Source organism: uncultured Caballeronia sp., from assembly GCF_964243625.1.
Taxonomy (GTDB): domain Bacteria; phylum Pseudomonadota; class Gammaproteobacteria; order Burkholderiales; family Burkholderiaceae; genus Caballeronia.
On record NZ_CAXTGZ010000198.1, the window covers coordinates 1 to 9,816 of the forward strand.

The following is a 9,816-nucleotide window of genomic DNA, read 5'->3' on the forward strand; positions in this document are numbered from 1 at the left end:
AAGGTGCGGCCGTGCCTGGCGGCCGCGGCGCGCGCCTTGGCGATCTTTTCGGCCACCGCGGCCGGCGGCTCGCCCCAGGTCAGGTAGACGTCGACCTGCTCGCCGGCCAGCTCGATCGCCGCGTCCGACGAGCCGCCGAACCACAACGGCGGGTACGGCTTCTGCACCGGCGGATAAAGCACCTTGCCGCCCTTCGACGACAAATGCTTGCCGTCGTAATCGATTGAACCGCCTTCATGCGACGACTCGAGCAAACCACGCCAGATGCTCAGGAATTCGTCCGTGACTTCATAGCGCGTGTCGTGGTCGTTGAACACACCGTCGCCTGCCAGCTCGACCGGATCACCGCCCGTCACCACGTTGATCAGCAACCGTCCATGCGACAAGCGATCGAACGTCGACGCCATGCGAGCCGACAACCCCGGCGAACTCAGGCCCGGGCGGATCGCCACCAGAAATTTGAGGCGCTTGGTCGCGGGAATCAGGCTCGACGCCACGACCCATGCGTCTTCGCATGAGCGGCCCGTGGGCAGCAGGACGCCCTCGTAGCCGAGCGTGTCGGCGGCTACCGCGATCTGGCGGAAATAGTCATAGTCCGCGGCGCGAGCGCCTTGCGTCGTACCGAGATAACGGCTGTCGCCGTGTGTCGGAATGAACCAGAAAACATTCATTGTCGTGCTCCTGCCTTGCGAGTTGAGTCGAGCTTCAGCGCCCGTTCCGATAAATCATCTTATCGACGCACACTTTTCCCATGAACGATTTATTTGAGCTAAGGTTCTCGCCAATTCTGCTTATGCGTCTCAAGTGATGCCGTAGCGATGGGTTGCCTGGCGACGGACGCGAACTGAATGGCACGTTCACTTGAAGCGAAACCGCCGGCAGATGCGGGCGGTTTCGGTTTCTGGAAACTCGCATTGACGATCAGTGATGCGCTAAGGCTGCTTGGCGGTATCCCCGGCGGCGACCGTATTGGCCGAAGTCGCGGTATTCGCTGCAACGGCCTTGCGCGATGCAAAGTCCCAGACGAGTGCGCTCGTGGTATCGACGGGTTTCGGCAAGAGCTTCGCCTGATAGAAGCTGTCGGATATAGCTTGCTGCTCGCCGAAGTTCTTCGCGACCACTGCGCGGACCGCATAGGTACGACGCGAGTTGGCGCGTTCGACCGTCGCCTGATTGAGTCCCCACACTGGCGCGAGGATCTTCGCTGCGTCTTGCGGATGCGCCTTCGTCCAGACACCGGCCTCGACCAGTTGCTTGAAGACGATATCGACGATCTGCGGATACTTCTGCGCGAATGGGGCCGATGCCAGGTAATAGCGCTGATAAGACGCAAGGCCATCGCCACGCATCAAAATGCGTGCGCCCGCATCGAGTTCCACCGAAGCCACATACGGGTCCCATGCAAACCATGCGTCCACGTCGTTGCGCTCGAAAGCGGCACGTGCATCGGCGGGCGCGAGGTAACTGATCTTGACGTCGGCAGGGGTCAGCTTTGCCCGTGCGAGCGCGGACAGCAGCAGATAGTGAACGCCGGCTGCCTTGGTGACGGCGATGCGTTTGCCTTTCAGGTCGGCGAGCGAATGAATGGATGCATCGCGATGAACGATCACTGCCTGCGCCGAGGGCGACGGCGTTTCCTGCGCGACATAGACGAAGTTGGCATTTGCAGCTTGCGCGAAGACCGGAACCGTGTCGGCGACGTCGGCGCTGAAGTCCACAGCGTCTGCATTAAGCGCTTCCGTCAGCGGCAACCCGCTTGCAAACTCGCTCCACTCTATGCGCACATTCAGCGGCGCGACCGCCTTTTCGAGGGTCCCGCGCGCCTTGAGGATTGCGATCAGCGTGGAGGATTTCTGGTAGCCGATCCGCAGTTTTACCGGCGTTCCCGACGGCGTTTGCGCAACCGCGTTGATGGCAGTGGAAGCCAGTAACGCCATCGCAAAACAGGCGACAAGGCGATGAAGGATTTTCATGGAAATGGAAGCGGAGCAAGGGAGAGAAGCCAGCCAACTATGTTAGCAACGCACCCGCGCGCGACTAAACGATCATTGCTGATATCGATTGCATTGAAAGTGCTGATGGGACGAGTCAAGCGCACCCGCTTTGGCGCCGCTTGAAATCAGCGGCGTTACCCCGCATCTGGAGGTCCATTTATCCGGAGCACGATCATGGGAAGCCGTCCCCAATTTATCGATGATCTTTCGCGCGGCGCCGCCGAGGCCGCCGCCCTCTCGACTCCCCTTGGCGACGAAGCGCTGCTCGACGCCTATTCGCGCACGGTCATCGGCGCGCTGGAGCGCGTGCAGCAAGCAGTGGCATTCATCTCGGTCGAACGGCGCATGCCCGCGAGCGCCAACGCACGCAATCCGCGCGGCTCACAGGGTGGAACGGGTTCAGGCTTTATTTTCACGCCCGACGGTTATCTGCTGACGAATAGCCATGTCGTGCACGGCGCCACGCAGATTCGCGTCACGCTCGCCGACGGCGGAACGTTCGATGCCGACCTCGTCGGCGACGATCCCGACAGCGACCTCGCCGTGCTGCGCATCGGTTCTGCCGAAGCATTGCCGCACGTGGAACTCGGCGAATCGGGCAAGCTCCGCGTCGGGCAAATCGCGATTGCCGTGGGCAACCCGCTCGGCCTCGCGCAGACGGTGACGACCGGCGTTGTCTCGGCGCTCGGACGTTCCTTGCGATCCAACTCCGGACGCATGATCTACGACGTGATCCAGACCGATGCAGCGCTGAATCCCGGCAATTCGGGCGGCCCGCTGATCAACTCGGCCGGTCAGGTGATCGGCGTGAATACGGCGATCATTGCGGGCGCGCAGGCAATCTCATTCGCCACGGCAATCGATACCGCCAAGTGGGTCATCATGCAGCTCTTCGCGCATGGACGCGCGCGGCGCGCGTATATCGGCGTGGCGGGTACGACGTCGCCCATCTCTCGGCGCGTGCAACGCTATTTTGAGTTGCCGTCGGCGAGCGGCGTGCACGTGATGGAAGTCGTGAAAGCAAGTCCTGCTGCAACAGGCGGATTGCGCACCGGCGACAGGATCGTTGCTATCGACACGCTGCCTGTGGACAGCGTCGACAGCTTGCAGCGGACGCTGGATGCAACGCGGATCGACCGCGTGGTGAATGTCACTGTGCTGCGCGGCACGCAGAAGCTCGAGCTGGAGGTGACGCCGGTGGAACAGGCGGCGTGATCATTACGTTAGAGGCCGCGGCGGCCTCTCGCCATGCTCGAAAACACGCCATCGCGTTTGATCAATCCGTGGAACATTGCAGCGCCCAGATGCGCGAGGAAGGTCGCGAACAACAACAGCGCGAGGACCGTGTGCGCGGAACGCAAGAACGTGTAGAGGCGCACGCCTTGTGGCGCGATCGGCGGCAGATAAAGCGCTCCGGCCAGATGAATCGGAAACCCTCCGGCTGACAGCATCGACCAGCCGACCAGCGGCATTGCGAACAGCAATGCATAAAAGACCCAGTGCGAAAGATGGGCGATGTGCTGCTGCCAACGCGGCATGTCATTGGGTAAAGGCGGTGTGCGATGCGTCAATCGAACGATGAACCGCAGGAGCACGAGCACGAGAATCGCGATGCCAAGCGGCTGGTGGACTGCCAGCAGCGTCTCATGCCACGACGACAACGTGGCGACCATCCCCACGCCGATATACAACATCGCTATGACGAGCGGCGCCATCAGCCAGTGGAAGAACCGGGCGGCGGGACTGAAATGTTTATCTGCGACGCTCATTGAATGTTCCGTGTCGATGCTTGAGCGGATGCCGGGCCATGCGCTTCCTCACGCGTGCGGCGATTATAAGAGACGGCATAAGCCGACGAGCGCGCGGCCAATGCCGGATCGTCGGACGGCCTGGGACCGGCGGGAAGGATGGTCGGATCGTAGTTGATGTCGCGGCAATCGCCATCGGCTTGCGGTGTCTCGCGCTCGATCACCAGCGTGCCTGCATCGATGTTTGGCCGGTCGTCGGGCCATCCCTTGGCGATAATCAGCACGAGGTGCCGGCGCAATGCGCCGGCACCTTCGGAAGCGTTTTATTGCGTGGAGGTCTGCGGCTTTACATCGCCCATCTGGGTCAGTTGAGAATAGACGTCGTGCGAAAGCTCGAGCAATACCTTCCGGTCGATCGCGCCTGATACCGCATAGCCGAAGTCGCCATCGATCCAGTAGAACACGTTCACCGAGCCGTCCTGGTAAAGCTTGAACGCAGTCGTATCCGAACTGATCTTCCTGTGCGAGATGCACAGCGTGATGCGTTCGCCCTTTGCGTCGTGGTACATGAACTGCGCGACCGGACCATCGTCGCCGGGCAAAAGACGGCCGCCCATCAGTTCGAAGCCGACGCGCGTCAGGATCGGCGGACGCACATCCGTACCAAGCCGCTTCGATACCCACGTCACCAGTTCCTGCTCGCGATCCGCCCCGACTTCGACCGGCCGCATCACTTCGGGTGCATACATCACGTGCGCAACGGCGGATTGACGCGCGAACTGCTCACCCGGCGTAAAGCTCGCGCGCTCCACGTGAACGCCACCACCGCTGCCGGGCATCAGCGCACGGCCTCCGACGTTGCCCATCATGCCGCCCACGCCAATGCCCACGCCTATGACAAGCGCCGCCGCCATGCCGGCGAATTGCGGCCAGTTGGCGGCATCGCGCCAGCGTTTGCGTTCGGGCGGCAACAGCCGTTGCGGCACGGGCTCGCTCAACACGCGGTCATAGCGGTCATGGAACATGCTGTTCAGCGAGAAGTAATCGCTGATCTTGGTGGCGAGCGCTTCGTCGTGTTCCAGCAGCCGATCGATTTCCTCGCGACGGTGCTCCGCCAGCGACCCGTCCACATATGCGTGAATTTCGTCTTCGGTAATCGGTGTTTGTTGTTCGCTCATCGCACCACCTGTAATTTTGCGCCGGGTTGGGCGCCTGCCATCAGCGCGCGCAATCTCTCACGCCCGCGCGATAAACGCGACATGACGGTCCCGATCGGGATTTCCAGCGCTTGCGCAACATCCGCGTAGCTCATTTCTTCCAGTCCCACGAGCAGCACGACCTGACGCTGATCGAGCGGCAAGCGCTGCAAAGCGAAGTCCAGATCGCGCATTTCAAGCGACTGCGTCTGCGTACCGGCGACCGCGAATTCACGCTCGTTTATGTTCTCGTCATCGACTGAGACATGCACCGCTTTTACCCCGGCGCGACGGGCCTGATTCGCGAACACGTTATGCATGATCGTAAAAAGCCACGCGCGCATGTCCGTGCCGGTCTGGAACTTCTCCGTATGGCGGAGCGCGCGTTCAAGCGTGTCCTGTACCAGATCGTCGGCGAGATCGCGGTTGTTGATCAGCGCCCGCGCATATCGGCGTAATCGCGGCACATGTTCCATTAACTCGTCACGGACGCCCATGGGCCTTCCTCATTTTGTAAGCTTATGCGGACGCTGGACCTGAAACGCCGCTGCGAATAATGGGCTAACACCACGGGTCGCGGGTTATTCCCGTCATCCGGCTTTTTTATGCGTTGAGTTCAATTGCCCGTCATCAGATCCGCAGCGCGCATCAGCCCGCGCGTGTTTGCACGACCCGCCAGCACGTAGCGCCTGCCGCCCGCAGTCCATGCCAGCAAACGCGTCTCGCCTACCCGATTTGCTTTCCACTGCGGTTGCGGTTTTGCCATGATGCCGGGCGCGATCAGCATGACAGCGGCCTCGCCCGTCGCGTTCCGATACACATATTCGGTTGCCGATGCCAACGGGCCCACCGGCATTTCGCGTCTCGCAGTCGGGTGAAAGCCTACGACGTACAAGTTCGGCGCATCCGCCAAAGCCTTCGCCGAGCTTACATAACCGCTCGCGCCGGTCGCCATGTCCTGCACCGCGACCGCCTGTTCGAGCGCCATGATCGATGCATTATCGAGCGCAGAATCGGAGATGTCGAATGCGAACAGTCCGCCCGCCACCAGCACCAGCGCAGCGAAGGCGGCTATCAAATACGCGCTGATACGGCGCTTCGATACCCGCGGTGCGGATCTGGGCAGCGACGCTTCGTCCATGGGTTCATGAAAGGCACTCTGCATTTGCTGGTTGATCCGCCCATAGAAAGCGACCCGCTGCGCCTCATCGGGACGGTCTTTCAAATAGCTTTGAACGCTGGCAGCGCGCACCGGATCGAGCATGCCGTCGGCGTAAGCCTGGACGTCGGACTCTGAGAGCCGGGGTTCCGAAGGTGGTTTTACTATGGACATGATCGATTCGAGTTGCTGTCGGTATGGAGGCGAACACCGTTTCATGCGCTTTATTCCGTCTGCACATTGTTTCAGGTTTCGCGCCAAAACAGCCGCCTAACTGAAAACAAAAGCGTCCCTGACCGCGTAAACACCATCCATTGCAGCTTATTCCACTCGTATTCAAATTTTTTTCCGGCAAAAAATAATCCGCTTTATCGGGAATATCCCTGCCCCTTCCGGGGTTCTCTCCAGTACACACCGCAACGAAACACCTCTACTGGAGAAGAACATGAAAGCCCTCGCCATTGCCCTCGTAGCTATCGCGACAATCGCTTCAGCCAATGCATTTGCGCAAACCAAGACCCGCGCCGAGGTCTATCAGGAACTGATCCAGGCACAGAAAGACGGCCGCGACTTCGTGACGGATACCTCGTACCCCGATGTCAATCCGATCTTCGCGCACCAGCTAGAACAACAGAAGACGCGTCTTGCTCAAGAGCAATCGAACACCACAGTGGCAAGCACGCCCCCGGCAAACGCAAGCGAAGCAAACTGAAAGTCCCGCAACGAAGTACCACGCAACATCCGTAGCAACCTGGCAAATACATCGGATCACTAATTATTTATTGAGGTCATCATGAACAAATTCCTTATCTCCGCATTGGTTCTTTCATCGGCATTGGCTGCACCGGCTTTCGCGTTTGCCCAGAGCAACGCTCCAGTGACGCGCGCACAGGTCAAGGCCGAACTCGTTCAGCTCGAAAAGGCCGGCTATAGCCCCGGCGGCGAAAACGTCAATTACCCGCAGGATATCCAGGCCGCCGAACAGAAAGTCTGGTCGCAACAAGGCGCGGCGGCAACGTCGTATGGATCGTCCACCGGCAGCATGTCGGCATCGGGCGCACGCGCTGACCATGCGCCGGATCAAGCAACGCAATCGATCTACTTCGGCCATTGAGCGAATGAGCGGCCTCGCCTGTGCCACTCTGCATGAGCCGGTAAACTCCGGAGGCAAGCGCGACGACTTTCTTGCGTCGCGCACTTTCCTCTGGAGACATCCGCATGAAACAGGCGCTCCACCATCTGGGCGTGACCACGCGCACGCGCGGTCTGCACGAAATTACCCGCGACATTCGCAGCTGGATCGACCAGCAAGGCATCCAGACCGGGCTGCTGACAGTGTTCCTCCGACATACATCGGCGTCGCTGCTGATACAGGAAAACGCCGATCCCGACGTGCGCACCGACCTCGAACAATTCTTCGCGGACATTGCGCCGGAAGAGCCGGGCCGCTATGTACACGACGCGGAAGGCCCCGACGACATGCCCGCGCATCTTAGAACGGCGCTCACCCAAGTCCAGCTTTCCATACCGGTGAGCGCGGGCCGCATGGTTCTCGGCACCTGGCAGGGCATCTACCTGTTCGAACACCGCCGCGTTTCACATAGCCGCGAGGTCGTGTTGCACCTTTTCGGCGAGTGATTTAATATACGCAGCGCGTATATAACCCCCGGGAGCGTCCGACATGCATCTGCAACAACAAACTCTGCTTCGGGACGCCATGCGGCGGCTTAACATGACGCGCGATGCCTTTGCAAACCGGATTGGCGTGGCCCGGCGGGCACTGGACACATGGCTGCTTCCGGACGAATCCGCTGAATCGCGCGCCATGCCGGAAATCGCCAGCCGCTACGTCATGGAGATCCTGGAGCGAACGCCCACTGACGATGAGTATACGCAACGCGTACAGTCACCTTCCATTCTGCACGAGGGACGACCGCACCTGCTTTCCGTCGATCAGTTTTCGCGCGATTCCGTCGAAGCGCTGTTCCGGGTCGCGGACACCATGCAACCCATCGCGCGGCGTCAAAAAATCACGCGCGTCCTGGAAGGCGCAGTGCTCGCGAACCTGTTTTTCGAAGCCAGCACCCGCACACGTGTGAGCTTCGGCGCGGCGTTCTGCCGGCTGGGCGGTTCGGTATGCGACACGACGGGCTTCACGTTTTCATCGATGGCAAAAGGCGAGTCCATCTATGACACCAGCCGCGTGATCAGCGGCTATGCGGACGCGCTCGTCGTGCGCCATCCCGAGAAAGGATCGGTGGCTGAATTCGCACGCGCGACCAACGTTCCCGTGATCAACGCAGGCGATGGCCCCGGCGAGCATCCGAGCCAGGCGCTGCTCGATCTCTACACGGTCCAGCGCGAGTTTTCACGCGTGGGGAAGATTGTCGACGGCTCGCATATCGCAATGGTCGGCGACCTCAAATACGGCCGCACCGTGCATTCGCTCGCGAAGCTGCTGGCGCTGTATCGCGGACTTAAATTTACGTTGATCTCGCCGGCATCGCTCGAAATGCCCACGTCCATCCTCGATCAGATCACGCGCGGCGATCATGTGGTCGAGCAGACGAGCGACCTGCACGCAGGTCTCAAAGGCGCGGACGTGGTGTATGCAACGCGCATTCAGAAAGAGCGCTTCGCCGATGAATCCATCGAAGGTTACACGCCTGATTTCCAGATCAATCAGGCCCTGGTCGAAAGCGTGTGCGGGCCTGACACCTTGATCATGCACCCGCTGCCGCGTGACGGCCGCCCCGGCGCCAACGATCTCAGCGTCGACCTCAACCACGATCCGAGGCTTGCGATCTTCCGTCAAACCGATAACGGCATCCCCGTGCGCATGGCGATTTTCGCGGTGTTGCTCGGCGTGGAAGGACAGGTCCAGCACTCGATGCGCGATGCTGCTTGGCGAGCACCCGCGTATATCGGTCCTGACGATGCGGTCTTCAACGGCATCGACTAAGCAATTTATACGGCGACGCCGGAAATCTTGACGCGTTGTTTACGCGCAAAAAGATACGCTGCAAGTCATCCCGAACAGAGGAGCTTGCAGCGTCATGAACCTTGTACTCGAAAGAATCGTTGGCCCGGCGAATAACAACAATTCGGCGGAACGCCAAAGCACTGCCGCGCCCTGTGTTTCGCGCGTTCATCTGTCGGCGGTACTGCGCAGCAAGCAGGATGAGGCGGCGCGTGAGCGCATTCGCCGCCTCTTTCATTCGCCGCTCGGCGTGTACGTGAGCCAGGCTTCGCGCGATCACGACGACCTCCGCCTTGTATTCGACGTCGCCATGGAAGACCTCGACTTCACCGTGCGTACCTTACATCAAGTTCTGCCCGAGGCCGTGATCGAGGCCGTCCGTCCGCGCGTATTTACGCACAGGCGCGAGCACTAAGGCATTACGCGAGCGAGAAGTCGACGGCAGCGCGGGCGTGGAGCGTGGTGGTATCGAGCAGAGGGACAGGGCTGTCCTCGGCTTTTACCAGCAGCATGATTTCCGTACATCCCAGTACGATTGCTTCGGCGCCGCGTGCTGCCAGCCCGTGAATGACATCGCGATAAAGCTTGCGGGATTCTTCCGTCACGATCCCAAGACACAACTCGCGATAAATGATGTCGTGAACGGTCGCCTGCTCTGCGGTATCGGGGACGATTGTCGCAATGCCGTGCCGTTCTTCAAGCCGGTCACGGAAAAAACTTTCGCGCATTGAAAACGCCG

Annotated in this window: 13 protein-coding genes and 1 pseudogene; 6 read left to right on the top strand and 8 right to left on the bottom strand. The window is 60.5% G+C overall.

Going from position 1 to position 9,816, the window contains the following annotated elements:
* A partial coding sequence (locus tag ACFFAR_RS15160) for an LLM class flavin-dependent oxidoreductase (RefSeq protein WP_375508071.1) occupies positions 1-671 on the bottom strand: 671 nt, incomplete at its 3' end.
* A 261-nt stretch (positions 672-932) separates the two neighbouring features.
* Positions 933-1,973, bottom strand: a complete 1,041-nt coding sequence (locus ACFFAR_RS15165; RefSeq protein WP_174363469.1) for an aliphatic sulfonate ABC transporter substrate-binding protein — start codon at positions 1,971-1,973, stop codon at positions 933-935.
* Between the two features lie 195 nt (positions 1,974-2,168).
* Between ACFFAR_RS15165 and ACFFAR_RS15170 the strand changes: the two genes are divergently transcribed.
* Positions 2,169-3,209 (top strand): trypsin-like peptidase domain-containing protein, encoded by a 1,041-nt coding sequence (locus tag ACFFAR_RS15170; protein ID WP_174363468.1) that lies wholly within the window; start codon positions 2,169-2,171, stop codon positions 3,207-3,209.
* An 8-nt stretch (positions 3,210-3,217) separates the two neighbouring features.
* Here ACFFAR_RS15170 and ACFFAR_RS15175 read toward each other — a convergent pair whose 3' ends face one another.
* The 5 genes and pseudogenes from ACFFAR_RS15175 to ACFFAR_RS15195 all read right to left on the bottom strand — a co-directional run bounded on the left by ACFFAR_RS15175 (position 3,218) and on the right by ACFFAR_RS15195 (position 6,271).
* Complete coding sequence (locus tag ACFFAR_RS15175) at positions 3,218-3,763, bottom strand: cytochrome b/b6 domain-containing protein (RefSeq protein ID WP_174363467.1); 546 nt, start codon at positions 3,761-3,763, stop codon at positions 3,218-3,220.
* Positions 3,760-4,053 (bottom strand): annotated as a pseudogene (locus tag ACFFAR_RS15180) (catalase); the annotation flags it as partial. The gene ACFFAR_RS15175 and the pseudogene ACFFAR_RS15180, both read right to left, overlap by 4 nt.
* A gap of 12 nt (positions 4,054-4,065) precedes the next feature.
* A complete protein-coding gene (locus ACFFAR_RS15185; protein ID WP_062172428.1) occupies positions 4,066-4,920 on the bottom strand; it encodes an anti-sigma factor in 855 nt (284 codons plus the stop codon).
* Positions 4,917-5,435, bottom strand: a complete 519-nt coding sequence (locus ACFFAR_RS15190; RefSeq protein WP_062002713.1) for an RNA polymerase sigma factor — start codon at positions 5,433-5,435, stop codon at positions 4,917-4,919. Before ACFFAR_RS15190 ends, ACFFAR_RS15185 begins: the two co-directional genes overlap by 4 nt.
* 119 nt (positions 5,436-5,554) lie before the next feature.
* Positions 5,555-6,271 (bottom strand): transcriptional regulator, encoded by a 717-nt coding sequence (locus ACFFAR_RS15195; RefSeq protein ID WP_174363466.1) that lies wholly within the window; start codon positions 6,269-6,271, stop codon positions 5,555-5,557.
* 271 nt (positions 6,272-6,542) lie between these two features.
* Here ACFFAR_RS15195 and ACFFAR_RS15200 point away from each other — a divergent pair, with 271 nt between their 5' ends.
* The 5 genes from ACFFAR_RS15200 to ACFFAR_RS15220 all read left to right on the top strand — a co-directional run bounded on the left by ACFFAR_RS15200 (position 6,543) and on the right by ACFFAR_RS15220 (position 9,492).
* A complete protein-coding gene (locus tag ACFFAR_RS15200; protein WP_174363465.1) occupies positions 6,543-6,809 on the top strand; it encodes a DUF4148 domain-containing protein in 267 nt (88 codons plus the stop codon).
* Positions 6,810-6,890: 81 nt separating this feature from the next.
* Positions 6,891-7,211, top strand: a complete 321-nt coding sequence (locus ACFFAR_RS15205; RefSeq protein ID WP_174363464.1) for a DUF4148 domain-containing protein — start codon at positions 6,891-6,893, stop codon at positions 7,209-7,211.
* A 104-nt stretch (positions 7,212-7,315) separates the two neighbouring features.
* Entirely contained in the window at positions 7,316-7,735 is a 420-nt protein-coding gene (locus tag ACFFAR_RS15210; protein WP_174363463.1) for a secondary thiamine-phosphate synthase enzyme YjbQ, read from the top strand.
* 43 nt (positions 7,736-7,778) lie between these two features.
* The gene (locus tag ACFFAR_RS15215; RefSeq protein ID WP_062002708.1) at positions 7,779-9,059 is read left to right on the top strand and encodes an aspartate carbamoyltransferase; all 1,281 of its coding nucleotides are present in this window, start codon (positions 7,779-7,781) and stop codon (positions 9,057-9,059) included.
* A 94-nt stretch (positions 9,060-9,153) separates the two neighbouring features.
* Positions 9,154-9,492, top strand: a complete 339-nt coding sequence (locus ACFFAR_RS15220; RefSeq protein ID WP_375508072.1) for a hypothetical protein — start codon at positions 9,154-9,156, stop codon at positions 9,490-9,492.
* A gap of 4 nt (positions 9,493-9,496) precedes the next feature.
* Here the strand turns inward: ACFFAR_RS15220 and ACFFAR_RS15225 are convergent.
* Positions 9,497-9,816: aspartate/glutamate racemase family protein (locus tag ACFFAR_RS15225; RefSeq protein WP_375508073.1), on the bottom strand; the 320-nt coding region annotated here is incomplete at its 5' end.

What these genes read in the sequence shown, in the direction of transcription:
- ACFFAR_RS15215 (WP_062002708.1), top strand. Translation starts at nt 7,779, where the DNA reads ATGCATCTGCAACAACAAACTCTGCTTCGGGACGCCATGCGGCGGCTT.
- ACFFAR_RS15195 (WP_174363466.1), bottom strand. Translation starts at nt 6,271, where the DNA reads ATGTCCATAGTAAAACCACCTTCGGAACCCCGGCTCTCAGAGTCCGAC.
- ACFFAR_RS15170 (WP_174363468.1), top strand. Translation starts at nt 2,169, where the DNA reads ATGGGAAGCCGTCCCCAATTTATCGATGATCTTTCGCGCGGCGCCGCC.
- ACFFAR_RS15190 (WP_062002713.1), bottom strand. Translation starts at nt 5,435, where the DNA reads ATGGGCGTCCGTGACGAGTTAATGGAACATGTGCCGCGATTACGCCGA.
- ACFFAR_RS15220 (WP_375508072.1), top strand. Translation starts at nt 9,154, where the DNA reads ATGAACCTTGTACTCGAAAGAATCGTTGGCCCGGCGAATAACAACAAT.
- ACFFAR_RS15165 (WP_174363469.1), bottom strand. Translation starts at nt 1,973, where the DNA reads ATGAAAATCCTTCATCGCCTTGTCGCCTGTTTTGCGATGGCGTTACTG.
- ACFFAR_RS15205 (WP_174363464.1), top strand. Translation starts at nt 6,891, where the DNA reads ATGAACAAATTCCTTATCTCCGCATTGGTTCTTTCATCGGCATTGGCT.
- ACFFAR_RS15175 (WP_174363467.1), bottom strand. Translation starts at nt 3,763, where the DNA reads ATGAGCGTCGCAGATAAACATTTCAGTCCCGCCGCCCGGTTCTTCCAC.
- ACFFAR_RS15200 (WP_174363465.1), top strand. Translation starts at nt 6,543, where the DNA reads ATGAAAGCCCTCGCCATTGCCCTCGTAGCTATCGCGACAATCGCTTCA.
- ACFFAR_RS15185 (WP_062172428.1), bottom strand. Translation starts at nt 4,920, where the DNA reads ATGAGCGAACAACAAACACCGATTACCGAAGACGAAATTCACGCATAT.
- ACFFAR_RS15210 (WP_174363463.1), top strand. Translation starts at nt 7,316, where the DNA reads ATGAAACAGGCGCTCCACCATCTGGGCGTGACCACGCGCACGCGCGGT.